Source organism: Pseudomonas sp. BF-RE-21 (genome assembly GCF_019947305.1).
In the GTDB taxonomy this organism is placed as follows: domain Bacteria; phylum Pseudomonadota; class Gammaproteobacteria; order Pseudomonadales; family Pseudomonadaceae; genus Aquipseudomonas; species Aquipseudomonas migulae.
The window spans coordinates 1-26,123 of sequence record NZ_JAGYGF010000018.1; the positions used below are offsets into that span (position 1 = coordinate 1).

At 59.9% G+C, this 26,123-nt stretch carries 21 protein-coding genes and 2 tRNA genes; 18 read left to right on the top strand and 5 right to left on the bottom strand.

The window, feature by feature from the left end; translation table 11 throughout:
• Positions 1–506 precede the first annotated feature (506 nt).
• The 8 genes from KGB25_RS14255 (at position 507) to KGB25_RS14290 (ending at position 10,381) form a co-directional block, all read left to right on the top strand.
• Positions 507–2,957, top strand: a complete 2,451-nt coding sequence (locus tag KGB25_RS14255) for a penicillin acylase family protein (protein WP_223435382.1) — start codon at positions 507–509, stop codon at positions 2,955–2,957.
• A 200-nt stretch (positions 2,958–3,157) separates the two neighbouring features.
• A complete protein-coding gene (locus KGB25_RS14260) occupies positions 3,158–4,192 on the top strand; it encodes a ligase-associated DNA damage response exonuclease (protein WP_223435387.1) in 1,035 nt (344 codons plus the stop codon).
• Positions 4,189–5,877, top strand: coding sequence for an ATP-dependent DNA ligase (locus KGB25_RS14265; protein ID WP_223435392.1), 1,689 nt, complete (start codon positions 4,189–4,191; stop codon positions 5,875–5,877). Before KGB25_RS14260 ends, KGB25_RS14265 begins: the two co-directional genes overlap by 4 nt.
• 320 nt (positions 5,878–6,197) lie before the next feature.
• Complete coding sequence (locus KGB25_RS14270) at positions 6,198–6,980, top strand: transporter substrate-binding domain-containing protein (RefSeq protein ID WP_008030070.1); 783 nt, start codon at positions 6,198–6,200, stop codon at positions 6,978–6,980.
• A 56-nt stretch (positions 6,981–7,036) separates the two neighbouring features.
• Positions 7,037–7,765 (top strand): ABC transporter permease, encoded by a 729-nt coding sequence (locus tag KGB25_RS14275; RefSeq protein WP_008030068.1) that lies wholly within the window; start codon positions 7,037–7,039, stop codon positions 7,763–7,765.
• Positions 7,762–8,472, top strand: a complete 711-nt coding sequence (locus KGB25_RS14280; protein ID WP_008030066.1) for an ABC transporter permease — start codon at positions 7,762–7,764, stop codon at positions 8,470–8,472. Before KGB25_RS14275 ends, KGB25_RS14280 begins: the two co-directional genes overlap by 4 nt.
• Before the next feature lie 12 nt (positions 8,473–8,484).
• On the top strand, positions 8,485–9,603 hold the full coding sequence (locus KGB25_RS14285; protein ID WP_008039262.1) for a succinylglutamate desuccinylase/aspartoacylase family protein: 1,119 nt from the start codon (positions 8,485–8,487) through the stop codon (positions 9,601–9,603).
• Between the two features lie 13 nt (positions 9,604–9,616).
• Positions 9,617–10,381, top strand: coding sequence for an ABC transporter ATP-binding protein (locus KGB25_RS14290; RefSeq protein ID WP_008030062.1), 765 nt, complete (start codon positions 9,617–9,619; stop codon positions 10,379–10,381).
• 131 nt (positions 10,382–10,512) lie between these two features.
• Here the strand turns inward: KGB25_RS14290 and KGB25_RS14295 are convergent, their stop codons facing one another.
• The gene (locus tag KGB25_RS14295; RefSeq protein WP_084321795.1) at positions 10,513–10,722 is read right to left on the bottom strand and encodes a hypothetical protein; all 210 of its coding nucleotides are present in this window, start codon (positions 10,720–10,722) and stop codon (positions 10,513–10,515) included.
• A gap of 107 nt (positions 10,723–10,829) precedes the next feature.
• Positions 10,830–11,396 (bottom strand): dCTP deaminase, encoded by a 567-nt coding sequence (gene dcd / locus KGB25_RS14300; RefSeq protein ID WP_008030058.1) that lies wholly within the window; start codon positions 11,394–11,396, stop codon positions 10,830–10,832.
• A gap of 353 nt (positions 11,397–11,749) precedes the next feature.
• Here dcd and KGB25_RS14305 point away from each other — a divergent pair, with 353 nt between their 5' ends.
• The gene (locus KGB25_RS14305; protein WP_002554837.1) at positions 11,750–11,959 is read left to right on the top strand and encodes a cold-shock protein; all 210 of its coding nucleotides are present in this window, start codon (positions 11,750–11,752) and stop codon (positions 11,957–11,959) included.
• Between the two features lie 183 nt (positions 11,960–12,142).
• Here the strand turns inward: KGB25_RS14305 and KGB25_RS14310 are convergent, their stop codons facing one another.
• Positions 12,143–13,150, bottom strand: coding sequence for a DUF481 domain-containing protein (locus tag KGB25_RS14310; RefSeq protein ID WP_008039264.1), 1,008 nt, complete (start codon positions 13,148–13,150; stop codon positions 12,143–12,145).
• A 253-nt stretch (positions 13,151–13,403) separates the two neighbouring features.
• On the opposite strand from KGB25_RS14310, the gene KGB25_RS14315 reads away from it, so the two are divergent.
• From KGB25_RS14315 to KGB25_RS14330, 4 genes are all read left to right on the top strand, one after another.
• Positions 13,404–13,757 carry an MGMT family protein gene (locus KGB25_RS14315; RefSeq protein WP_223435396.1) on the top strand — a complete coding sequence of 118 codons (354 nt, stop codon included), beginning with the start codon at positions 13,404–13,406 and terminating at the stop codon, positions 13,755–13,757.
• A 43-nt stretch (positions 13,758–13,800) separates the two neighbouring features.
• Entirely contained in the window at positions 13,801–15,360 is a 1,560-nt protein-coding gene (locus tag KGB25_RS14320) for an AmpG family muropeptide MFS transporter (RefSeq protein WP_008039268.1), read from the top strand.
• A gap of 130 nt (positions 15,361–15,490) precedes the next feature.
• Positions 15,491–17,206, top strand: a complete 1,716-nt coding sequence (locus KGB25_RS14325; RefSeq protein ID WP_008039270.1) for a proline--tRNA ligase — start codon at positions 15,491–15,493, stop codon at positions 17,204–17,206.
• Between the two features lie 17 nt (positions 17,207–17,223).
• Positions 17,224–18,177, top strand: a complete 954-nt coding sequence (locus tag KGB25_RS14330) for a hypothetical protein (protein ID WP_008030049.1) — start codon at positions 17,224–17,226, stop codon at positions 18,175–18,177.
• Positions 18,178–18,292: 115 nt separating this feature from the next.
• Here KGB25_RS14330 and dinB read toward each other — a convergent pair whose 3' ends face one another.
• A complete protein-coding gene (gene dinB / locus KGB25_RS14335) occupies positions 18,293–19,354 on the bottom strand; it encodes a DNA polymerase IV (protein ID WP_008030047.1) in 1,062 nt (353 codons plus the stop codon).
• A gap of 301 nt (positions 19,355–19,655) precedes the next feature.
• Between dinB and KGB25_RS14340 the strand changes: the two genes are divergently transcribed.
• From KGB25_RS14340 to KGB25_RS14355, 4 genes are all read left to right on the top strand, one after another.
• A tRNA-Met gene (locus KGB25_RS14340) sits at positions 19,656–19,732 on the top strand.
• 394 nt (positions 19,733–20,126) lie between these two features.
• A tRNA-Met gene (locus tag KGB25_RS14345) sits at positions 20,127–20,203 on the top strand.
• A 278-nt stretch (positions 20,204–20,481) separates the two neighbouring features.
• Positions 20,482–23,124, top strand: coding sequence for a bifunctional lysylphosphatidylglycerol flippase/synthetase MprF (mprF, locus tag KGB25_RS14350; protein ID WP_008030043.1), 2,643 nt, complete (start codon positions 20,482–20,484; stop codon positions 23,122–23,124).
• On the top strand, positions 23,124–24,419 hold the full coding sequence (locus tag KGB25_RS14355; protein ID WP_008030041.1) for a virulence factor family protein: 1,296 nt from the start codon (positions 23,124–23,126) through the stop codon (positions 24,417–24,419). Before mprF ends, KGB25_RS14355 begins: the two co-directional genes overlap by 1 nt.
• 469 nt (positions 24,420–24,888) lie before the next feature.
• Here the strand turns inward: KGB25_RS14355 and KGB25_RS14360 are convergent, their stop codons facing one another.
• Positions 24,889–25,179: a hypothetical protein gene (locus KGB25_RS14360; RefSeq protein ID WP_008039275.1), complete on the bottom strand. Its 291-nt coding sequence runs from the start codon at positions 25,177–25,179 to the stop codon at positions 24,889–24,891.
• Between the two features lie 425 nt (positions 25,180–25,604).
• Between KGB25_RS14360 and KGB25_RS14365 the strand changes: the two genes are divergently transcribed.
• Positions 25,605–25,913, top strand: a complete 309-nt coding sequence (locus KGB25_RS14365) for a DUF3077 domain-containing protein (protein ID WP_223435403.1) — start codon at positions 25,605–25,607, stop codon at positions 25,911–25,913.
• Positions 25,914–26,123: the final 210 nt, after the last annotated feature.

Sequence of the window (26,123 nt, forward strand, 5' to 3'; positions counted from 1 at the left end):
GGGATCGGTGTACATGTCCGGAATGGGTGAGCGCAGCAGAGAAGGACAACGCGTCCCCCCAAAGAGCCAGGTCGGCTTTCAGGCCGCCTCGGCGGCTGTGGCGGTAGTCGCCCCCTCGAGAGGCCGAGCGCAGGTTCTGCGCAGTGGGCAACCCGGCATGGATGCCGGGTTAGCCGCCCCCGGCCAGGGATGGCCGATGGCGGCGGGCCCACGGAGCAGGACCGGAGCGAGGGCATGCCGAGCCACAGCGAGGCACCGAACGAAAGGGGCAAGAGCGCTTGGTTACTTGGCGCTTCTCCAAGTGACTCGCCGTAAGGGCGAAACCGATAGAAGCCGTAACCCCACGAATGGATATGTACTCCGAACCAAAAAACAACAGCATCCCCCCCAACCATCACGGTTTATCCGACAAATCCTGAAATAACCCCCTACCCTGCTTGCGCGGCCACCTCCTGCTCTCTAACGTAGCGCCTTTACTGACGCTACCCCCCCGCAGGAGCTTTGCCATGGCCTCGCCAGCCCTCACACATTTTCTTCCCCGGTTCGGCGTTGCCGCAGCAGTGGCCGGTGTTTTGAGCCTGTCCGGTTGTCAGACCTGGAACGCCCAAGACACGCTCCCGCCCACCACCGGCGTGCAGCCGCTCAAAGGTCTGGCGCAAAACGTTTCGGTGCGCCGCAACGCCATGGGCGTGCCGTTGATCGAAAGCAGCAGCTTCCACGACGCGCTGTTCACCCTCGGCTATGTACACGCGAGCGACCGCATCACGCAGATGGTCACCCTGCGCCTGCTGGCCGAAGGCCGGTTGTCGGAGATGTCCGGTTCGGACCTGCTGGACGCCGACCGCTACATGCGCGCCGTCAACCTGAAGAAAAGCGCCGGCGAGTTGTACAAGGCCTCTTCGCCGCGCCTCAAACGCTTCTTCGAAGTCTATGCGCGCGGGGTCAACGCCTACCTGTTCCGCTACCGCGACAAGTTGCCGGCCGATCTCACCGCCACCGGCTACAAGCCCGAATACTGGAAACCGGAAGATTCGGCGCTGATTTTCTGCCTGCTGAATTTCAGCCAATCGGCGAACCTGCCCGAGGAAATCTCCTCGCTGGTGCTGGCCCAATCGGTCACCACCGACAAGCTCCCGTGGCTGACACCGTCCGCCCCCGACGAAAAACTGCCGGTGGCCGAAGCCGAAAAACTTCAGGGTCTCAAGCTCAACGGGGCGATTCCAGGTCTCGCCGAAACCAGCAAAGCCACCGGCCAACTGTCCGACCTGAATCTGCTGGGCGCCACATCATCGAACAACTGGGCGATTGCCCCGCAACGCAGTCGCAGCGGCAAAAGCCTGCTGGCCAGCGACAGCCATGGGCCGCTGGGCGTGCCGTCGCTGTTCAGTTACGTGCAGATTCGTGCGCCGAAATACCAGGCGTCCGGCGTGACCATCGCCGGTTTACCGATGGTGCTGGGCGGTTTCAACGGCAAAGTGGCGTGGAGCATGACCTCGGTCATGGGCGACAACCAGGACCTGTTCCTGGAAAAAATCCAACGCCAGGGCAACGGTCTTTCCTACGAAGTCGGCGGCAAATGGCAGCCGGTTATCGTTCGCAACGAAACCTATTTCGTCAAAGGCCAGCGGCCGATTCGCGAAGCGGTGTACGAAACGCGCCACGGGCCGCTGCTCAACAGCGCCAAAGGCACGGCGCTGGGCAACGGTTTGGGCCTGGCGTTGCAGACACCGAACTTCACCGATGACAAATCCCTGGACGCGTTTTTCGACCTGTCTCGCGCACAAACCGTGGAGAAAGCCTCGGACGCCAGCCGTGAAATCCGTGCGATCACGCTGAACCTGGTCTTTGCCGACGCCAGCAATATTGGCTGGCAAGTCACCGGTCGTTACCCGAACCGCCGCGAAGGCGAAGGCCTGCTGCCATCGCCGGGCTGGGAAGGTCGTTATGACTGGGACGGTTACGCCGACGCGATGCTGCACCCGTACGATCAAGACCCGGCGCAAGGCTGGCTCGGCACCGCCAACCAGCGGGTCATTCCCCATGGTTACGGCATGCAGCTGTCCAATTCGTGGTCGGCACCAGAGCGTGGCGAGCGCATGGCCGAACTGGCCGGCGTGGGCAAACACGACACACGCAGTGTGATCGCCATGCAATACGATCAGACCACCACGTTCGCCGCCAAACTGAAAAAGATGTTTGCAGCGCCGGGCATGGCCAAGCCGCTCAAGCAGGCCATTGAAGCCCTGCCGGTAGCCGATCGCGGCAAGGCGAACGAAGCGTTTACCCGCCTGATGGCGTTCGACGGCAAACTCGCCGCGACCTCCGCCGATGCAGCGATTTACGAGCTGTTCCTGCAGGAAAGCGCCAAGCAAACCTTCCTCGACGAACTGGGCCCGGAAAGCAGTCCAGCGTGGAAAGCCTTTATCGCCAACGGCAAGTTGTCCTACGCGGCGCAGGCCGATCATCTGTTGGGGCGTGAAGACAGCCCGTTCTGGGATGACGCACGCACGCCGCAGAAAGAAGACAAACCGGCGATTCTCGCCCGCAGCCTCGCGGCGGCCATCACCGCAGGCGACAGTCAGTTGGGCGGCGATCACAAAGCCTGGCAGTGGGGCAAACTGCACCGCTATGAATGGAAGAACGCCAGTGGCCAGACCGTACGCGGTCCGCTCGCGGCCGGCGGCGATCACACCACGTTGAACACGGCGGCGTTCGCCTGGGGCCAGGACTTCAACACCACGCTGGCACCGGCCATGCGCTTCATCGTCGATTTCGGCCAGGCCGAACCGTTGATGGGCCAGAACGGCACCGGCCAGTCGGGTAACCCGGCCAGCCCGAATTACCTCGACAGCGTTGATCCGTGGTTGAAGGGGCAATACGTGAGTCTGCCGATGCAGCCGCAAAACTTCGACAAGGTCTACGGGACCAAGCGGTTGACGCTGACACCCGGCAAATAACGCAATCCCCCTGTAGGAGCTGGCTTGCCAGCGATGGTCGTTAACGATTACGCGCACTGCCTGGTTAAACGCGGTGCATGTGAGTCCATCGCCAGCAAGCCGGCTCCTACAGGGAGCGTCGTTTTCCTGTGAAGTTTCGATAGAACTTCTGACCTCGCCCAAACCTCATAGCTAACAAGTCCCTCCATTTTGGTAACAACATGGATCTTGTTATCGCGCGTCCCGAAGGTTTGTACTGCCCGGCCGGGGATTTCTATATCGACCCGTGGCGGCCAGTCGAACGTTCGGTCATCACTCACGCCCACGGCGATCATGCCCGAGGTGGCAACCAGCATTATCTGGCAGCTACGCCCGGCGAAGGCATCCTGCGCGCGCGACTGGGCCAGGACATCAATCTGCAAACCCTGGCCTATGGCGAGCGGTTGCTGCATCACGGCGTCACCCTGAGCTTCCACCCTGCCGGCCATGTGCTCGGTTCGGCGCAGGTGCGCCTGGAATATGGTGGCGAAGTCTGGGTCGCCTCCGGGGATTACAAAATCGAACCCGACGGCACCTGTGCGCCGTTCGAACCGGTGCGCTGCCACACCTTCATCACCGAATCGACCTTTGGCCTGCCAATCTATCGCTGGCCGCCTCAGGCGCAGGTGTTTGCCGAAATCAATCAGTGGTGGCAAGCCAATGCCGCCGAAGACAAGACCAGCGTGCTGTTCTGCTATGCCTTCGGCAAGGCACAGCGGATTCTCCACGGTATCGACGCGCGCCTCGGCCCCATTCTGGTGCACGGCGCTGTCGAGCCGCTCAACCGGGTGTATCGAGAAAGCGGCGTTTACCTGCCACCAACGATCCACGCTGGCGAGGTGAAAAAGAGCGACCCGATGATGCGCAAGGCGCTGGTCCTGGCCCCGCCCTCGGCGGGCGGCAGCAGCTGGATGCGGCGCTTCGGCGATTACAGCGATGGCTTCGCCAGTGGCTGGATGCGCTTGCGTGGCACGCGTCGGCGACGGGGAGTGGACCGGGGTTTTGTACTGTCGGACCACGCCGACTGGCCAGGCCTGCTCTGGGCAATCGAACAGACCGGTGCCGAGCGCGTGATGGTCACCCACGGTTCGGTCGCGGTCCTGGTGCGCCATTTGCGCGAACAAGGTCTCGACGCCCAGGAGTTCACCACCGAGTACGGCGACGACGAGGAAGACATCACCGACACCGAACCGCAAAGCGCCGAGGTGCTGCCGTGAAGGCCTTTGCCCGGTTGTACGCCGAGCTCGACGCGACAACGTCCAGCAATGCCAAACTGGCGGCGATGCAACATTACTTCGCTCAGGCCGCCCCGGAAGACGCCGCCTGGGCGGTGTACTTTTTGTCCGGCGGGCGACCTCGGCAACTGGTGCCGGTGCGTATCCTGCGTGAACTCGCCGAGGCGTATTCCGGCCTGTCACCGTGGTTGTTCGAAGAGAGTTATCAGGCGGTGGGCGACCTGGCGGAAACCATCTCGCTGGTGCTGCCCGAAGCGCCCCACAGTTCCACCGACGGTTTGGCGGTGTGGATCGAAGACAAACTGCTGCCCTTGCGCGGCGAATCTCCCGACGTGCTCGCCCAGCGATTGCCCGAACTCTGGTCGCAACTGGACCGCCCCGGCCTGATGCTCTGCATCAAACTGATCACCGGCAGTTTCCGCGTCGGCGTCTCCAAGTTGCTGGTGACCCGCGCCCTGGCAGCGATGGCGCGGCTCGACAGCAAACGCGTGGCCCAGCGACTGGTGGGTTACACCGACCTCTCCAGCCGTCCCAGCGCAGCCAGTTACCTGAAACTGATCGCCGCCGAGTCGGCCGATGAACACTCACAACGGGGCGGCCAGCCGTATCCGTTTTTTCTCGCTCACGCGTTGTCGCAGCCGGTGGAGCAATTCGAAACCCTGCTCGGCCCCGCCAGCAACTGGCAAGTGGAATGGAAGTGGGACGGCATCCGCGCCCAAGTGGTCAAGCGCGATGGACGACTGTGGATCTGGTCGCGCGGCGAAGAATTGGTCACCGAGCGGTTTCCCGAATTTGACAGTCTGGTTCACGGCCTGCCGGACGGTACGGTGATCGACGGCGAGATCGTTGCGTGGAAAACCGCACCACCGAGCACCGAAGATGCCTTCGATCCACTGGCGCCGAACCTACCGGCGGTGCAACCGTTCGCCCTGCTGCAACAGCGGATCGGCCGCAAGACCCTGGGCAAGAAAATCCTCGATGAAGTGCCGGTGGTTGTACTGGCCTTCGACTTGCTGGAATGGCAAGGCGCAGACTGGCGCAACCAGCCTCAAGCCAGGCGGCGCACCCAACTGGAACAGGTCATCACCCAGTGCAACAACCCGGTGTTACTGCCCTCCCCGGTGTTGACCGGCAAAGACTGGCCCGACCTCGCCCACCAACGCGAAGCCTCCCGCAGCCTCGGCGTCGAAGGCATGATGCTCAAGGCCCGGGATGCGCTGTATGGCGTCGGCCGGACCAAGGACATGGGCGTTTGGTGGAAGTGGAAAGTCGACCCGTTCAGCATCGACGCCGTGTTGATTTACGCACAACGCGGCCATGGTCGCCGAGCCAGTCTGTACAGCGATTACACGTTCGCGGTGTGGGACAGCCCGCCCGGTGCCAGCGAGCGCACGCTGGTGCCATTCGCCAAGGCGTATTCAGGCCTCACCGACGAGGAAATGCGCCAGGTCGACAGCATCGTGCGCAAGACCACGGTGGAGACATTCGGTCCGGTGAGCAGTGTAAAACCGAGCCTGGTGTTTGAATTGGGGTTTGAGGGGATCGCCTTGTCCAAGCGCCACAAGAGCGGGATTGCGGTGCGGTTTCCGCGGATGTTGCGATGGCGCAAAGACAAGAGCGTTGACGAGGCTGACAATCTCGCCACCCTGCAGAATTTACTCGGCTGAACGCACCCCCTGTAGGAGCCAGCTTGCTGGCGATGGACGTCAACGATGACGCGTTTCTGCTGGATAAATGCGGCGCTTTCAAATTCTTCGCTGGCAAGCCAGCTCCTACAAAAAGCAGGACCGTGCGCTCAATGACGGTGCAGCTATTTCCCGGCGCCCGTTTTCGTGCATAAATCCCGTCCAGCCATTTCTTGAATCACCTTTTAAAACGCTTGTTCGGGACTCTGGTTCGGAAATTGCTACTTTCAATAGGTCTTACGCTTTCCAGTAACAATAATTCTGCGCCACAAGCGCTCATATTGGTTCTTAGGGATTGAATAATGAAAAAAGCATTGCTGACCCTTTCTGCACTGGCGTTGTGCATGGCTGCCGGCTCCGCGCTGGCCAAGGAATACAAAGAACTGCGTTTTGGCGTTGACCCTTCCTACGCACCGTTCGAGTCGAAAGCGGCCGACGGTAGCCTGGTGGGCTTTGATATCGATCTGGGCAATGCCATCTGTGCCGAGCTGAAGGTCAAGTGCAAATGGGTCGAAAGCGATTTCGACGGCATGATTCCGGGCCTGAAGGCCAACAAATTCGACGGTGTGATCTCTTCGATGACCGTCACCCCGGCCCGCGAAAAAGTCATCGACTTCTCCAGCGAGCTGTTCTCCGGCCCAACCGCTTATGTGTTCAAGAAAGGTTCCGGCCTGACCGAAGACGTCGCGTCCCTGAAAGGCAAGACCGTAGGCTACGAGCAAGGCACCATCCAGGAAGCCTATGCCAAGGCCGTGCTGGACAAGGCTGGCGTGAAAACCCAGGCCTATCAGAACCAGGATCAGGTGTATTCGGACCTGATGTCCGGTCGCCTCGATGCCGCGATCCAGGACATGTTGCAAGCCGAACTGGGCTTTTTGAAGTCGCCAAAGGGCGAAGGCTACGAAGTCAGCAAGCCGGTTGACAGCGAATTGCTGCCAGCCAAAACAGCTATCGGTATCTCTAAAGGTAACAAAGACCTCAAGGCACTTTTGGATAAAGGTATCAAAGCGTTACACGATGATGGCACCTACGCCACCATTCAGAAGAAACACTTTGGCGATCTGAATCTGTACAGCGGCAAATAATGCCCGGCGCCCATCTCGCGATGGGCGCTTTTTTCATCCGATCAGGTTGCTGATTTATGTTCGAAAACCTATTACAAAATCTGGGGCTCTCAGCCTTCAGCCTCAAGGGCTTCGGTCCGTTGCTGATGGAAGGCACCTGGATGACCATCAAATTATCGGCGTTGTCGCTGCTGGTGGCCGTGTTGCTCGGCCTGCTCGGCGCCAGTGCCAAACTGTCAAAAGTCAAACTCGTGCGCGTCCCGGCGCAGGTCTACACCACGCTGATTCGCGGCGTGCCGGACCTGGTGCTGATGCTGCTGATTTTCTACAGCCTGCAAACCTGGTTGACGTCGTTCACCGATTTCATGGAATGGGAATACATCGAGATCAACCCGTTCAGCGCCGGGGTCATCACCCTGGGCTTCATTTATGGCGCGTATTTCACCGAAACCTTTCGTGGCGCGATTCTCGCGGTGCCACGGGGCCAGGTCGAAGCGGCCACCGCCTATGGCCTCAAGCGTGGGCAGCGGTTCTGGATCGTGGTGTTCCCGCAGATGATGCGTTTCGCCCTGCCGGGTATCGGTAACAACTGGATGGTGATGCTCAAGGCCACCGCGCTGGTGTCGATCATCGGCCTTGCCGACCTGGTCAAGGCTGCCCAGGACGCCGGCAAAAGCAGTTATCAACTGTTCTACTTCCTGGTGCTGGCTGCGCTGATTTACCTGCTGATCACCAGCGCCTCCAACGTCATCCTGCGCTGGCTTGAACGCCGCTACGCCGCTGGCTCCCGGGAGGCCGTACGATGATCGAACTCCTGCAGGAATACTGGAAACCCTTCCTTTACACCGACGGCTACAACATCACCGGCCTGGCCATGACCCTGTGGCTGCTCAGTGCGTCGATCTTCATCGGTTTCCTGGTGTCGATCCCGCTGTCCATCGCCCGGGTGTCGCCGCACTTCTACATTCGCTGGCCGGTGCAGTTCTACACCTACCTGTTTCGCGGGACGCCGCTGTATATCCAGCTGCTGATTTGCTACACCGGCATCTACAGCCTGGCCGCCGTGCGAGAGCAGCCGATACTCGATGCGTTCTTTCGCGACGCGATGAACTGCACCATCCTCGCCTTCGCCCTGAACACCTGCGCCTACACCACGGAGATTTTCGCCGGGGCAATCCGCAGCATGGCCCACGGTGAAGTCGAAGCGGCCAAAGCCTACGGCCTGACCGGCTGGAAGCTGTATGCCTACGTGATCATGCCGTCAGCCCTGCGTCGCTCGCTGCCTTATTACAGCAACGAAGTGATCCTGATGCTGCACTCGACCACCGTGGCGTTCACCGCGACCATCCCGGACATTCTGAAAGTCGCGCGGGACGCCAACTCGGCGACCTTCCTGACCTTCCAGTCGTTCGGCATCGCCGCGCTGATCTACCTGACCGTCACTTTTGCGCTGGTCGGCCTGTTCCGCCTCGCCGAACGCCGATGGCTGGCCTTCCTCGGGCCGACCCACTAGGACTTTTCGCACATGCGCCACCAGATACATGACTTGCTGGCCCCGCTGCCGGGGACCGCACGACAGATTCACAGCTTCCACTTCGGCCCGACGTCGGCCCAGGGCAAGATCTACATCCAGGCGTCCCTGCACGCCGATGAAATGCCCGGCATGCTGGTCGCCTGGCACCTCAAACAACGCTTGGCCGAGCTGGAAGCCGCCGGCCACCTGCGCAGCGAAATCGTGCTGGTGCCGATTGCCAACCCGGTCGGCCTCGAACAAGTGCTGATGGATGTACCGCTGGGCCGCTACGAGCTCGAAAGCGGGCAGAACTTCAATCGCTGGTTCGTCGATTTGAGCGAGGAAGTCGGCAATGAGATCGAAGGCCAGCTCGGCGACGATCCGCAGCGCAACCTCGAACTGATCCGCAACAGCCTGCGCCAGGCTCTGGCGCGACAGACTGCCAGCACTCAACTGCAATCCCAGCGCCTGATCCTGCAACGACTGGCCTGTGACGCGGACATGGTGCTGGACCTGCATTGCGATTTCGAAGCGGTCGCGCACCTCTACACCACGCCCGAGGCCTGGCCACAGGTCGAGCCGCTGGCCCGCTACATCGGTGCCGAAGCGAGTCTGCTGGCCACCGATTCCGGCGGTCAGTCGTTCGACGAATGTTTCACCCTGCTCTGGTGGCAGTTGAAAGAGCGCTTCGGCGAACACTTCGACATTCCGCTCGGCAGCTTCTCGGTCACCGTCGAATTGCGTGGCCAGGGCGACGTCAATCACCCGTTGGCCAGCCTCGACTGCCAGGCGTTGATCGATTACCTGATTCACTTCGGCGCGATTGCCGGCGAATCGGCGCCACTGCCGGAGCTGCCGTATCCCGCCACGCCGCTGGCGGCCGTCGAACCGGTGGCCACGCCCGTGGGCGGTTTGCTGGTGTTCACCGCGCTGCCGGGGGAATACCTGGAGGCCGGGCAACTGATCGCCGAAATCGTCGACCCGATCAACGATCTCGTCACCCCCGTTCACTGCACTGTCGCCGGGCTGATGTACGCCCGCTCGCTACGGCGCATGGCCACTGCCGGCATGGTGATCGCCCACGTCGCGGGCACCGAAGCCTATCGCAGCGGCTACCTACTTTCGCCTTGAGGATGCATGCCCCATGTACAAACTGACCATCGAAGGCCTGCATAAAAGCTATGGCGATCATCATGTGCTCAAAGGCGTTTCACTCAAGGCCAACACCGGCGACGTCATCAGCCTGATCGGCGCCAGCGGCTCGGGCAAAAGTACCTTCCTGCGTTGCATCAACTTTCTCGAACAGCCCAACGACGGCGCCATGAGCCTGGACGGCCAGAACATCCGCATGATCAAGGATCGCCACGGCATGCACGTGGCCGACGCCGATGAACTGCAACGGATCCGCACCCGCCTGGCCATGGTGTTCCAGCACTTCAACCTGTGGAGCCACATGACCGTGCTGGAAAACATCACCATGGCTCCACGCCGGGTGCTGGGTTGCAGCAAGCAGGAAGCCGAGGACCGCGCACGTCGTTACCTCGACAAGGTTGGCCTGGCCGCACGCGTGGCCGACCAGTACCCGGCGTTTCTTTCCGGGGGCCAGCAACAGCGGGTCGCCATTGCCCGCGCATTGGCCATGGAGCCGGAAGTCATGCTGTTCGACGAACCGACCTCGGCGCTCGACCCGGAGCTGGTGGGTGAAGTGCTCCGAGTGATCCAGGGCCTCGCCGAAGAAGGCCGGACCATGATCATGGTGACCCACGAAATGAGCTTCGCCCGCAAAGTGTCGAGTCAGGTGCTGTTTCTGCACCAGGGCCTGGTCGAGGAAGAAGGCGCGCCGGAAGACGTACTGGGCAATCCGAAGAGTGAACGGCTGAAGCAGTTCCTCAGCGGCAACCTCAAGTAACACGCAGCCCTTGTAGGAGCGAAGCTTGCTCGCGAAAGCGGTGGGTCAGGAAAGAAAGATGTCGGCTGACCCACCGTCTTCGCGAGCAAGCTTCGCTCCTACCAATACAAGCCATTCATTCGCGTGGTTGATCACACAACCGGCGCGGGAGGCGGCTCATCCGGCAGGGTCGGCTCACCGGGTTCGGTCGGTTGTTCGTTGGGGGTATCGGGATCAGGCTGGCCGGGGATGCCCCCCGCCATGCTGATAGGCGGATGTGCCAGCAACGACCAGGCCAAAACGCCAACCTGATTGGGCTCAAGCCTTGCCAGTTCGGCACTTATACGCGGGTCGATCTTCATATAGCACTCCTGAGCGATGGCCCGATCCGCCTTGCGCAGATCGGAGCAGTACACCCCATAGAGTGTACGCTCGCCCAGGAATTCCCACGGTTTGTCAGACGGTTGACTCAGGTGCGTGGCAGCGTCACGCCGCGTTGGCCCTGATACTTGCCGCCACGGTCCTTGTAGGACACTTCGCACTCTTCGTCGGACTCAAGGAACAGCATCTGCGCCACGCCTTCGTTGGCGTAGATCTTCGCCGGCAGGTTGGTGGTGTTCGAGAATTCCAGGGTCACGTGACCCTCCCACTCAGGCTCAAGCGGGGTGACGTTGACGATGATGCCGCAGCGGGCATAGGTGCTTTTGCCCAGGCAAATGGTCAATACGTTGCGCGGAATACGGAAGTACTCGACGGTGCTGGCCAGGGCGAAGGAGTTCGGCGGGATGATGCAGACGTCGCTGTGGATATCGACGAAGCTGCCGGCATCGAAGTTTTTCGGGTCGACGATGGCCGAATTGATGTTGGTGAACACTTTGAAGTGATTGGTGCAGCGAACGTCGTAGCCGTAACTCGACACGCCGTAGGAGATCACTCGGCTATCGTCGCTGCCGCGCACCTGGCGCTCGACGAACGGTTCGATCATGCCCTGCTCTTGCGCCATGCGGCGAATCCACTTGTCCGATTTGATGCTCATGGCGGGTGTCCTGAATAGCGAGGTGGAAAAAATCTGTCCGGCATCTTACCGGGGCGCGCCGCCGGTTCAAAGTCCGGGGCACAATTCTTGGCGATCCCCCTTAAATTCCGGACCTCGACGGCAATACAATGCACCGTCAGTCACGAAAACAGAGAAACCTTCGCTGGAAGCATTGGCACGTTCCGGAAAAAGGGTTAAGGTGGCGCCACTGTGCTGCTTGTGTCACTGAGAATCTCTACACGATATGTTGAATTTCGATCCAACCATCTACAAGAATTTTTCCTGCTCTTTGCACTCAGTCTCGGCCAGGGTTCTTCCTGAGTCGCAGTTATCTTTGTTCAAGGAGTTACACCATGTCTAATCGCCAAACTGGTACCGTTAAGTGGTTCAACGATGAAAAAGGCTTCGGCTTCATCACTCCACAATCCGGTGACGACCTGTTCGTTCACTTCAAAGCTATCCAATCCGACGGCTTCAAAAGCCTGAAAGAAGGCCAACAGGTTTCTTTCATCGCTACCCGCGGTCAGAAAGGCATGCAAGCTGAAGAAGTTCAAGTTATCTAACTTGTACTTGCTTTAGTAAAAAGCCCCGCCCTTAAAAGCGGGGCTTTTTTGTGGGCGGGTGTTTTGTAGTGATCCAAACGCTATGGACAGTACTGACGCCTTCGCGGGCAAGCCTCGCTCCTACAGATCACTAGGACCTGTAGGAGCGAGCGGTGCGGCGATCCGACTTGCCCGCGAATGGATTTACCAGGCCACACCAAACCCTGCGGTGTAGCGGGTCTTGTCCAGATCAGCATCGTCTGTACCGCTGATGATGTCTCGCTCGGCCTTCAGGTTAAGCGACGCCCACTCGGTCACTTTGTAGCGCAAGCCCATTTCGGCATCGAGCGCATAATCCGCCACACCCGACAACGGCTTGCCCACTTCGCCATTGGTGAAGAACTCCACCTTCTTGCCGATCAGGTAGCGGTTGTAATCCCACTTCATCGCCAGGGAATAGAAGTTGTCCTTGCTGCCGTCGGAGAACTGGTAGTCCGTGTGGTTGAACAGCGAGCCGAGCGAGAATGCGCCTAGCTCGTCATCCCAGAACTGGTAACCCGGACCGGTACCGACGGTGCGCTGACGGGAGAGCTCTTCAACCTTGTCGCGCTTATAAACCGCACGGCCCTGCCAGAACCACTTCTCGGTCAGGAAGCGGTCGAGCGAGTACTCGCCCCGCCAGTTGTCGGTGGTGACCACGTCATCCTGGAATTCACGGTTGTACTCGCCTTCGGCGATATGCCGCCATCTGCCATGGCGCGCAGTGGTCTTGAAGTCGACATCGTAGTCGTCGGTGTCCTTTTCCGCCCGCTGGTAATCCAGCGCCGCATCGATATTGCCTTTCCAGACCAGATCTTCAACCACCGGCTTGGGCTTGAGAATCTGCTGGATACTCGCCAGCTCGACGGTCTTCGGTGCCTCGCCGTTTTCCAGCGTCACCTTGCCGTCGTCCGCCGCGTGCAGCGACTTGGCCTTCTCGCCGCTGTAGGCATCCTGCTTGACCAGCAACTCCTGATCGCTCTCCAGGGTTTTGACCTGCTTCCAGTCGATCGGAACCGAACCGGCGTATTCGGTCTGGATCACCAGCTTGCCGCCGTCGAACAGAGTGATCTTGCCACTCAGCTTGTCACCGTTCTTTAACCACACGGTATCGGCGAGCAAGGGCGTGGAAGCACTCAGGACAGCGAGGCACAACAGGGTTCTGGACACCATAAGCAAAGACAGACTCAAGTTTGCGAAAAAAGTCGGCATTATCCATAGGAATAAGGCCCTAACAAGGACTGACCCGCCCATCTCTATTGAGTTCATTTCTCAATTACTGATCGAGGATTTACCCTACAGACGGTCAGCCACTGTAGGTGCGAGCCTGCTCGCGATAAACTCAGGATCGACGCGTTTTCCCAGACAGCTCGCGTTATCGTTAACGACCATCGCGAGCTGGCTGGCTCCTAAAGGGATCCCGGATGTGACCGACGCCGATGCAGAAACCGAAAGCCCTGCGCAAATCCGACGCACGGCGCTGTACCTCACTCTGGCGCAGGTGCCCGAGGGCAAAGTCGTGAGTTATGGTCAACTTGCCGAACTCGCAGGACTGGGTCGCGCCGCGCGCTGGGTCGGGCGTACGCTCAGCCAGTTGCCCGGCGACACCAAACTGCCCTGGCACCGGGTGCTCGGTGCCGGCGGTCGGATCAGCCTGCCCGCGGGCAGTCCTTCAGGGGACGAGCAACGCGCACGATTGCGCTCCGAAGGCGTCAGTGTCCTGAACAATCGTGTTGATATTCAGCGCCATGGCTGGCGCCCGGTAGAGCACAGCGGTTAGAGTGCGCGCTTTGTTTCCGTAATCTTGAGGCAGACTTCAGCCCATGCCCCGTAAAACCTGGCGCGCCGCGCTCGCCGCCTATGCCAGCCCATCGACACTTGTGCTGTTGTTGCTTGGTTTCGCCGCCGGCCTGCCCTACATGCTGGTGTTTTCGACACTGTCAGTCTGGTTGCGTGAAGCCGGTGTGGCTCGCGAAACCATTGGCTATGCAAGCCTGATCGGTCTGGCCTACGCCTTTAAATGGGTCTGGTCACCGTTGCTGGACCAATGGCGCCTGCCATTTCTCGGCAAGCTCGGTCGCCGTCGCTCGTGGCTGGTACTTTCCCAGGCACTGGTAATCCTCGGCTTGATCGGGATGGGTTTCTGCGACCCGCAAAAACACTTGTCCTGGCTGATCGCCATTGCTGTAGTCGTGGCCTTCGCCTCGGCAACGCAAGACATCGCGGTCGACGCCTATCGCCTGGAAATCGCCGAGGACAGCCGCCAGGCTGCCCTGGCCGCCAGCTACATGTCCGGCTATCGGATCGCGGCACTGCTGGCCACTGCCGGCGCCCTGTTCTTCGCCGAAGGCTTTGGCTCCACTGGTTTCAACTACAAGCATTCGGCATGGGCCGGCACTTACCTGCTGTTCGGCGCACTGATGGTTCCGGCGCTACTGACCTCTTTCTTCATGCGCGAACCGCCGGTGCCATTGCGCACGCAACTGCAGGCCGGGCGCTACAGCTTCGTTCATCAACTGGCCTCGGTGTTCGTACTGATCGTGCTGCTGGTTTCCGTGCCGGCCATGTTCACCCAGCTCTACAACACCGACTTCGCCAGCGTGCTGTTTGACGGCGTCAGCCTGCTCGACCTGCTGCTCCAGGACCGCGCATTCCTGCGGGCGATCCTCTACACCTCGCTCACCGCGATGTGCCTGTCGGCCATAGGCCGTCGTGGCCTGGCGCCGGTGCTGACACCGGTCAACGACTTCATTCTGCGTTACCGCTGGCAAGCGCTGCTGCTGCTCGGGCTGATCGCCACGTATCGGATGTCGGATACGGTGATGGGCGTGATGGCCAACGTGTTCTATATCGACCAGGGCTTCACCAAGGATCAGATTGCCAGCGTCAGCAAAATCTTCGGCCTGATCATGACGCTGGTCGGCGCCGGCATGGGCGGCCTGCTGATCGTGCGATTCGGCATCCTGCCGATCCTGTTCATCGGCGGCGTGGCGTCAGCGGGCACCAATTTGCTGTTCCTGATGCTCGCCGACATGGGCGCCAACCTGAACATGCTGATCCTGACCATTTCCCTGGACAACTTCAGCTCGGGCCTGGCGACCTCCGCATTCGTCGCCTACCTGTCGAGCCTGACCAACCTCAAGTTTTCCGCCACCCAATACGCCCTGCTCAGCTCGATCATGCTCCTGCTGCCGCGCCTGATCGGTGGCTATTCCGGGGTCATGGTGGAAAAATTCGGCTACCATGATTTCTTCCTGATCACCGCGCTGCTGGGCGTTCCGACGCTGGTGTTGATCGCCTTGCACTGGTTCCAGGAGAGCCGCCGCGAAGGCCCAACCCCAAAGCCTGAGCCGGTTCCAGCCCAGGTCGCGGAAGAATCGTAGAAAGCATCGCAAAGGGCGTGGAGATTCCCGCCCTCCTGCCACACCACCGACCGCGCGCCTGTACGCCAGCAGATCTCGCCCGTACAATGCTCCGTCATTTCTCGTCATCAGCAACCGACAACGGCCAACCATGCGCACCAGTCAATTTTTGCTCGCCACACAGAAAGAAACGCCTTCCGACGCGGTCGTCATCAGCCATCAGCTGATGCTGCGCGCCGGCATGATCCGCAAACTCGCCTCGGGCCTGTACACCTGGCTGCCGATGGGCTTGCGAGTAATGCGCAAGGTCGAAGCCATCGTTCGTGAAGAAATGAACGCCGCAGGCTCTCTTGAAGTGTTGATGCCGAGTACACAACCGGCTGAGCTGTGGCAGGAATCCGGTCGCTGGGAAGAATACGGCCCTGAATTGCTGCGCTTCAAGGATCGCCACGGTCGCGACTTCTGCGCAGGCCCGACCCACGAAGAAGTGATCACCGACCTGATGCGCAACGAGTTGAGCAGCTACAAACAGCTGCCGATCAACCTGTATCAGATCCAGACCAAATTCCGTGACGAAATCCGCCCACGCTTCGGTTTGATGCGCGGCCGCGAATTCATCATGAAGGACGCCTACTCGTTCCACGCCGACCAGGCTTCGCTGCAGGTTACCTACGACCGCATGCACCAGGCGTACTGCAACGTGTTCACCCGCCTGGGCCTGAAGTTCCGCCCTGTCGAAGCCGATAACGGCTCCATCGGCGGCGCTGGCTCCCACGAATTCCACGTGCTGGCCGAATCCGGCGAAGACGATATCGTCTTCAGCAACGGTTCCGACTACGCCGCGAACATCGAAAAAGCCGAAGCGGTACCGCGTGAAACCTCCCGCGCCGCACCGACTGAAGAGATGCGCCTGGTCGACACGCCAGATACCAAGACCATCGCCGCACTGGTGGAAAAATTCAATCTGCCGATTGAAAAGACCATCAAGACCCTCGTGGTTCACGCTGAAGAGAAAGGCAAGCTGATTGCCCTGATCATCCGTGGCGACCACGAGCTGAACGAAATCAAGGCCGCCAACCAGCCTGGCGTTGCCAGCCCGCTGGTCATGGCGTCCGAAAGCGAACTGCGCGACGCCATTGGCGCCGGCGCCGGTTCCCTCGGCCCGTTGAACCTGCCGCTGCCGATCATCATCGACCGTTCCGTCGAGCTGATGAGCGACTTCGGTATCGGTGCGAACATCGACGACAAGCACTACTTCGGCGTGAACTGGGAGCGTGACCTGCCGGTTCCGACCGTTGCCGACCTGCGCAACGTCGTGGCCGGTGATCCGAGCCCGGACGGCAAAGGCACCCTGGAAATCAAACGCGGCATCGAAGTCGGGCACATCTTCCAGCTGGGCAACAAGTACAGCAAAGCGATGAAGTGCGAAGTGCTGGGCGAGAACGGCAAGCCGGTCACCCTGGAAATGGGTTGCTACGGCATCGGCGTTTCCCGCGTGGTAGCTGCGGCCATCGAGCAGAACAACGACGCCAACGGGATCATCTGGAGCGACACACTGGCGCCATTCCAGATCGCGCTGGTGCCGCTGCGCTACGAAACCGAACAGGTTCGCGAAGCGACCGACAAGCTGTACGCAGAGTTGACTGCGGCCGGCTTCGAAGTGCTGCTGGACGATCGCGACAAGAAAACCAGCCCGGGCATCAAGTTCGCGGACATGGAGCTGATCGGCATTCCTCACCGGATCGTGGTCAGTGACCGCGGCCTCGCCGAAGGCAATCTGGAATACAAGAGCCGCACCGAGCCCGAGGCGCAAGCGCTGCCGGTCGCTGACGTGCTGTCCTTCCTCCAGGCCCGTATCCGCCGCTGACACCAGATAGAGAAGTCATGTTCAAGCGAAACACCTTAGGCCTCGGTGGTGCCGCCCTGTGCGGCACCCTGCTGGTCAGCGGCTGCGCCAATCACATGTCGCAACGCAGCGAGCACGAGGCTCGTGTCGAGCGCAAATTGCTCGATCACAGCCTGCAGATCGATGTCGGTGAGCCCAAGGTGCTTGAGCTGCCGCAACGTCGGGTGAAGATCCACGAGCAGAAGACCTTCGAAGTCACCGAGTTCGAAGTCACCCGTCATTACGATCGCTACACGCCTTACCAACCCTGGCGGGAGGTCTACGAGATCCCGCTGGGCGCGGTGGCCGTGGTGGCCGGTGTCGGCGCGAACGTGGTCAACGTGTTCGCCCTCGGCAACCTGCCGGATAGCGTGACCAAGGACTGGTTCAGCTACGGTTTCGCCGGGCTCAACCCGTTCATGAACGCGCCGTCTCACGGTCGTGCGCAGCAGAACCTCGCCGGTATCGACGAAGTCCAGCTCGACAAGCGCACCGAATACTCGAGCCTGCCCTGGAGCGAGCGCCCGGTGGAGGTCAAGGCCGGCAAGGAAACCTTCGAGCTGAGCACCGACAAAAACGGTGTGTTGCGCTTGAACCTGCTGGACAGCCCGTTCGCTGAACATGACATCAATCACCTGAGTCGCCTGCTGATCAAGGTCGAAGATAGTCAGGACGATGTGCACACGGACTCGACCCTGGCGGTCAGCAGCTCGTTGCGCGGCAAATTGCTTGAAGCCCACGGGCTGATTTACGACGATCTTGAAGACGACGAAGTGAGCCAGTGGGTACACCGGGTCAAGCGCCTGTCGGAACTGGGTCTGGAAGAAGAAGCCAGTGAGCTTGAACAGAGTTTGATTGAGCTGACGCGTAACGATCCTGAGTTGCAGACCGAATTCCTCAAGTCGTTGACCAAGGATGCAGGGCGATTGGTGGCGGATCCGGGACCGAACTAAAAGCAAAAGCTTCGCGAGCAAGTCGGATCGCCGCACCGCTCGCTCCTACAGGGACTATGCGAGACCTGTAGGAGCGAGGCTTGCCCGCGAAGAGGCCCTCACGCTCACCGCAAATCTAGCGCTCAAACAACTCCATCTGCTCAAACCCTCCGCGCAAATCCTCCAGCCTCACCCCAATCCCCAACAACCGCACCGGTTTCCCGCCGCGATTGAACGCCTGGGTCAGCAACAACTGATAACTCCCCAGATCCCGCCCTGCCCCGGCCTGCTCCAGCGTGGTCTGGGTAAAGTCATGGAATTTCACTTTGACGAACGGCTTGCCCGGCCGATAGCTGTTGTCGATTCGCGCCATGCGGCCCGCCAGGGTTTCCAGCAACTCGGGCAATTTATCCAGACAGCTCACCAGATCCGGCAGATCCACGTCATAGGTGTTTTCGACACTGATCGATTGCCGCCGACTGTCGTTGTGCACCAACCGATCATCGATCCCACGGGCCAGACTCCACAATCGCTCGCCAAAACTGCCGAATTCACGCACCAGCGCCAACTTGTCCCATTCGCGCAAATGCGAGCAATCGACAATACCGAGCCTGCCCAGTTTGTCGGCAGTCACTTTGCCAACGCCATGGAGCTTGCTGACAGGCAAACCGCTGACGAAATCCTCGACCTGATCCGGCGTAATGACAAACAAGCCATTGGGCTTCTTCCAGTCGCTGGCGATCTTGGCCAGGAACTTGTTCGGCGCCACGCCGGCGGAAACCGTGATGTGCAATTGATTGGACACCCGACGACGGATGTCCTGGGCAATTCGCGTGGCGCTGCCGCCGAAGTGCGCACTGTCCGACACATCGAGGTAAGCCTCGTCGAGGGAAAGCGGTTCGATCAGGTCGGTGTAATCGCGAAAGATCGTGTGAATTTCCTTCGAGGCTTCCCGGTAGGCGTCCATGCGCGGCTTGACGATGGTCAGGTCAGGGCACAACTTCAAGGCGTGCCCCGACGACATCGCGGAACGCACGCCATACGCCCGCGCTTCATAGTTACAGGTGGCAATCACCCCGCGCCGATCCGCCGAACCACCCACCGCCAGGGGTTTTCCGGCGAGGCGCGGGTCGTCGCGCATCTCGATGGCAGCGTAGAAGCAGTCACAATCGACGTGGATGATTTTTCGCTGGCTCATATAAAAGCGGTGTTCATGGCGTAGAATTGGAGTCAAGGCGTGCCGGATCTGCAGTATCTCACCGACACCTGTATATAGCACCAGTAGTCTGAATGTTCTTACCCAATGGTAGGAAAAGTTACAGATGAATTTATTTTCTCAATCGAAAGTGCCCCTGCGATAGAGCTGCAAGCCTTGCCAGGCCTGACTCACAGCCGATCACACCGCCCTCTTTCAGAGCTAAGCGATTGAACCAGAACAGGTTTTATCTGGATTGAAGGTTGACAGCCCGGCGATCCTCTGTAGAATGCCGACACACAGACGCGGGATGGAGCAGTCTGGTAGCTCGTCGGGCTCATAACCCGAAGGTCGTCGGTTCAAATCCGGCTCCCGCAACCAAACATCAAAAAAGGCTACTCGAAAGAGTGGCCTTTTTTGTGCGCGCGTGTTTTGCCATGCGATTCGATTTCAATTCATGCACGCTTTCCTGTAGGAGCCGGCTTGTCTGCGGGCGGCGCTCCGACGATGGTCGTTAACGATAACGCGTGCTGCCTGAATCAACGCGGCGCACTCGAGTCCATCGCCAGCAAGCCGGCTCCTACAGGTAATGCGCATCGGTGCGTCCCCCAACATTCCGTGAGTAATTTGTTTTTTGACAGCACGGAGAAATCGTTCTGATTCCGAAACTTAACGCTCCCCTGCGACCGTTCGCCGCTTATTTACGCTTATTTGACCCGGCGCCGGATTAACGGTTGACACACTGGCGTATCTCTATAGAATGCCGCCACACAGACGCGGGATGGAGCAGTCTGGTAGCTCGTCGGGCTCATAACCCGAAGGTCGTCGGTTCAAATCCGGCTCCCGCAACCAAACATCAAAAAAGGCTACTCGAAAGAGTGGCCTTTTTTGTATCTGTTGAAAAAGTCCTTTCGCAACAATGACCTGTCACTGTGTAGGGAAGCGTTCGGGATCACCTGAGTTCTGAGTTCAGACTATGCTGAATCGCAGACAGAACCCCCTACGACGGATGCCATGCCATCGCCGCTGATCGGTGAGAGGCGTTAATATTTGTGATTATTTTTTTCTACAGGGATTGGTAACTTGGCTGGATACCCCCATCCTGTCGCGCACAATCCAAGAGGTGATTGATGCGCGCCAACTCGTCTGATTCACAAGACACCGTCACAGCGACACAACCGATCAAGGCCGAGCGTCTGCGCTTGCTTGATCTGGTCAGCAAGTACCGTCAGCCCATTGGCCTGGCGGTCACCCTGCTGTTGTTCGCTATCGCGCTGATTGCCTGTCGCCACCTGCTGAGCGAACTCGATCTTTACGCTCTGCACGACTCCATTCTCGACGTACCGAAACCGGCACTGCTCGGCGCATTGGCCGCAACGGTGGTCGGCTTCATCATCTTGCTTGGCTACGAATGGTCGGCCAGCCGCTATGCCGGCGTGACCCTGGCGCCGCGGCTTCTTGCCCTGGGCGGGTTCACGGCATTTGCCATCGGTAATGCCATTGGCCTGTCGATGCTCTCGGGAGGCTCGGTTCGCTACCGTTTATATGCGCGTCATGGCCTGGGGGCTTCCGATGTCGCGCACATGACGCTGTTCGCCAGCCTCTCGCTCGGCTGCGCCCTGCCCCCGCTGGCCGCCCTCGCCACACTCAGCAACCTGCCTGCCGCCTCTGCCGCCCTGGGCCTCTCCCAGATGCTGCTGGGTGCGATTGCCGCCGCTGTATTGCTGCTGTTTACCGTATTGGCCGTCGGCATCTATCGCCGGCGCCTGCCAGAGCAGCCTTATGCAGACAACCTGTTGGTCAAGGTCGGCCGTCGCACCTTGCGCCTTCCTGGCCGTCGCCTGACGTTCCTGCAACTGGTCATTACCGCCCTCGACGTAGCCGCCGCCGCGACCGTGCTGTATCTGTTGCTACCGGAAGCACCGCCCTTCGGTGCATTCCTGCTGGTGTACCTGCTGGCGTTGGCCGCTGGTGTGCTCAGCCATGTTCCCGGTGGCGTCGGCGTGTTCGAGGCGATTCTGCTGGCCGCCTTCGCCGACAAGCTCGGGGCCGCGCCGCTGGCCGCCGCGTTGCTGCTCTATCGCCTGATCTACGTGGTGCTGCCGCTGCTGGTCGCGTGCTTGCTGCTGTTGGTCAATGAAGGCCAGCGTTTGTTTCAGACGCGTCAGTCTTTGCGTGCAGCCTCCGGCCTGGCCGCGCCGATTCTGGCGGTGCTGGTGTTTCTGTCCGGCGTGGTGCTGCTGTTTTCCGGCGTGACCCCGGAAATCGATACGCGCCTGGAACACATCGGTTTCCTGATTCCTCATCGACTGGTCGACGCTTCACACTTCGGCGCTAGCCTGGTCGGCGTGCTTTGCCTGCTGCTGGCCCAAGGCCTGCGTCGGCGCCTGTCGGCCGCGTGGATGCTGACCACCATTCTGTTGCTGGTCGGTGCCGTGCTTTCGCTGCTCAAGGGTTTCGACTGGGAAGAAGCCTGCCTGATGACCCTGACCGCGAGCCTGCTGGGGGTTTTCCGGCGCTCGTTCTATCGCCCGAGCCGCCTGACCGAACTGCCGTTTTCGCCGCTGTATCTGGTGTCGAGCCTTTGCGTACTCGGTGCGTCGATCTGGCTGCTGTTGTTCGCTTATCAGGACGTTCCCTACAGCCATCAACTTTGGTGGCAGTTCACCCTCGACGCCGACGCCCCGCGCGGCTTGCGCTCGCTGCTCGGCGCCGCCGTGCTGCTGGTGGTGGTGTCCCTGACCTGGCTGCTGCGCACCGCACGCCCGGTGATCCACCTGCCCACGCCGGACGAACTGGACCGCGCGGTAAAAATCCTGATGGCTTCCGCCCAACCGGACGGTGGCCTCGCCCTGACCGGTGACAAGGCGCTGCTGTTCCACCCTAACGACGAAGCGTTCCTGATGTACGCACGCCGTGGACGCAGCCTGGTGGCCTTGTATGACCCGATCGGCCCGACCCAGCAACGGGCGGAAATGATCTGGCAGTTCCGCGACCTCTGTGACATCCACCACGCCCGCCCCGTGTTCTATCAAGTACGCGCCGAGAACCTGCCGTACTACATGGACATCGGCCTGACTGCGATCAAGCTCGGCGAAGAAGCCCGGGTCGATCTGCAGCGCTTTGATCTCGAAGCCAAGGGCAAAGAGATGAAAGACCTGCGCTACACCTGGAACCGTGGCACCCGTGATGGCCTGTCGCTGGAGATCCATGAGCCAGGGCATGCGCCGATGGATGAGCTCAAGGTGATTTCCGATGCCTGGCTGACCGGCAAGAACGTGCGCGAGAAAGGCTTCTCCCTCGGTCGTTTCGGTGATGACTACCTCAAACATTTCCGCATCGCTGTCATCCGTTTCGAAGGGCGCCCGGTGGCGTTTGCCAATTTGCTCGAGACTTTCGGTCATGACCTGGCCAGCCTCGACCTGATGCGCGCACACCCGGATGCCCCCAAACTGACCATGGAATTCATGATGGTCGGCCTGATTCAACATTATAAAAATCATGGATACGCGCGTTTCAGCCTGGGCATGGTGCCGCTGTCGGGGTTGCAACCCCGTCGTGGCGCACCACTGACCCAGCGTCTGGGCTCGATGGTTTTCCGCCGTGGTGAGCAGCTGTACAACTTCCAAGGCTTGCGCCGCTTCAAAGACAAGTTCCAGCCTGACTGGGAACCCCGTTATATGGCTGTGCCCGCCGGACTCGATCCGCTGGTTGCCCTGGCCGACACTGCTGCCCTGATTGCGGGCGGCTTGACTGGATTGGTGAAACGCTGATGATTCAACGCTCCTTGCGGTACGTACTGGGCACACTGGTAGTGCTGGCCCTGATTCTCGGTGGCGGTTACTGGTACCTCAAACGCCCGGCGCCAGAACCGACGCTCGAACGGCTGACACCGGCCGACGGCGCCGCGATGACCCGCGTCATCCCCGGCAACACGCCGCGCGCCCAGGTGCTGGTGGCGGTCAATGACGACCAGAAGCTCAGCGACAAACAATTGATGACCCTGAGCCGCAGCGGCTCGGCGCAGATCGTTCAGGTGATCCTGCCCAAGGACTGCCTGTTGCAAAGCCGCGCCCTGCAATCCGGCCTGAGAGAACTCAAAGGCCCGGCGACGCTGGTCAGCGGCATCGGCCCTGGCGCCGTACTGGCATGGCGCTGGTTGTCCGAGCAGAAGGACGACAAGTCCCAGGCCGTGTCGGTGGACCTGGCCCTGGAAAAACCCGGCTGCACCCACCTGCTGCCGAAAAGCGCCGCTCACGGTCACTGGCTGGTGGCATGGAACGACAACCCGGACGACACCAGCGCCGGCTTCGTGCGCGACCAACCCAACGCCGAAACCAGCATCAGCGACTACGACATCAACCTGCCGCAAGTGCTGAACAACGAACTGCGCAAGCTCCTCGTCGGTGGCGACAAAGCCGCTGGCGGCCTGCAAATTCCAGTGGTTGAAGTCCCGGCCGGCCAGGCCAAGGACACCGTCACCCTGTTCCTTTCCGGTGACGGCGGCTGGCGCGACCTCGACCGCGACGTAGCGGGCGAAATGGCCAAGATCGGCTACCCGGTCGTCGGCATCGACACCCTGCGCTACTACTGGCAGCACAAGAGCCCGGAGCAAAGCGCCCTGGACCTCGCTGAACTGATGCAGCACTACCGGCAGAAATGGGGCACCAAGCGCTTCATCCTGACGGGCTACTCGTTCGGCGCCGACGTCTTGCCGGCAATCTACAACCGCCTGGAAGCCTCGGAACAGCAACGCGTCGACGCAATCATCCTGCTGGCCTTCGCCCGCACCGGCAGCTTCGAAATCGAAGTCGAAGGCTGGCTCGGCAACGCCGGCAAAGAAGCTGCCACCGGCCCGGAAATGGCCAAGCTGCCGCCGGAGAAAGTGGTGTGCATCTTCGGTGAAGAAGAAATCGACGAAAGCGGCTGCACCGACAAGACCGCCGTAGGCGAAGCCATCAAACTGCCTGGCGGCCACCACTTCGACGAGAACTACCCGAAACTGGCCCAACGCTTGGTGGATGTGATCGAGAAGCGCCAGGCGAAGGAGACGGCGGCTCAGGAGTGACCTGAACCCGCCCACAAAAAAGCCCCCGCTGCCTTACGGTAGCGGGGGCTTTTTTATGGTTCTTCACGGATTACCGGGAAACACAGAACCTGTAGGAGCCAGCTTGCTGGCGATGGTCGTTAACGATTACGCGTACGGACTGGTTCACCGCGGTGCACTTGAGTCCATCGCCAGCAAGCCGGCTCCTACAATGGACCGTGTAAACGTTGAAAATGAATTGCTCTTCAAGTCAAAGAAAGTCCCCAAAAAAGGTTCGTACAGACATGAAGCACTAACGGCTAGAAGGATTTTATGGCGTGCAGGCTGGCCAGTTTGAACAATGCAAAATGTCTTGACTCTCCACGATGCTGAAAACCCAAGTGTCCACATTCCATAAAACGTGGACACTTGTCTCAATGAAAATATCGAGTCGTCAATATCAATCGATACTTGTCGGAAGCTTCTTAGAAACACGCCACCCCCTGTTGCTTCAGCCTTTCCTGGCGTGCCGTCCCCGCATATCGTCGTGGTCGATTGCGCTGGTCTCATCAAAGCCGGTCAGGCGTTCCAGAACAGCTACTTCAATCCGAAGGTCATCCAGCTCGTCGAGCATTTCTTGATACGCCTCAACGTTGATGATGACCGCTGCCGGTTGATTGTCTTTGAAAATAACCAGGCGCTCGATGGCTCGGGTGGAGATTTCAGTGAGCCTGGTACTGAAGTCCTTGACCATCGCGACCACTGATATTGCCTGTTCAGCACGTTCTAGTAACGCCATCATGTTTTTCCCCCGACACTCATTTAATTTTTTGCGCCCATGTCCTCGGCTCGTAGAATCACTTGCGGCGTTTAGTTTTTGTTTGTTTCAGATGGCGCGATATCGGATGACGCCCGCAGACCTTGTAGGCAAACTCCGAATCGTGTTTTTTGGGCACTTTGATGCCTTGTTGCGCTTTTCTTTGACGGGATAGTCTCCGGACGTCGCTGACCATTCAGCGATCGGGCTTGGAAACCCGTCGAATCGAACGCTACGCCATCCTTCATGAATGCAGCGGATTTCACGGCAGTATTCTTGAGTAATGGCGGCTGTGCGTGGGACGCCCTCGGGCGTGCCGGTTCCATGGTTCCCGGTTTCCAACCTGCGCATAGCTGCCACCCATTCGCTTGGAAACGAATGTGGCAGCTCCTCGAACCCTGGAGTAAACCATGACAAATACAAAACAGTCCGAAGCCTCAGAACTAAAAACCATCGGCCTCACCCCCGTCCTCTACTGCTCAAACCAACCCCTATTCCATGTCACGCGAGACGTTCCCCTCAGCGATGCGTTAGCCATGGCGTCCGATTTCCTGTACCTGGCCAAGGAGCTGACCAAAGATGCTGCCTACGCCCGAGACACCGACCGACACGCCTGGGCCGCGCATTATTTGACGGCGATGAGCAAGGCCGTGGTTGATGATGCAGTGAAGGTGCTGGAGCGGCCAATTTGGACAAAGACCGAATCTAAAAAACAATGACCTGAGCGCAACTAAAAACGACGGGCCACACTCACAAAAAAGCCAGCAACACGGTCCCTGTAGGAGCAAGCTTGCTCGCAATAGCGATCTGTCAGGCAACATTAATGGTGCATGTTAGTCCGCCATCGCGAGCAGGCTCGCTCCCACAGGGGATCGTTGTCAGCCAACGTCAGGCGTCGGGCAATAAAAAGCCCCCGCTGCCTTCACGGC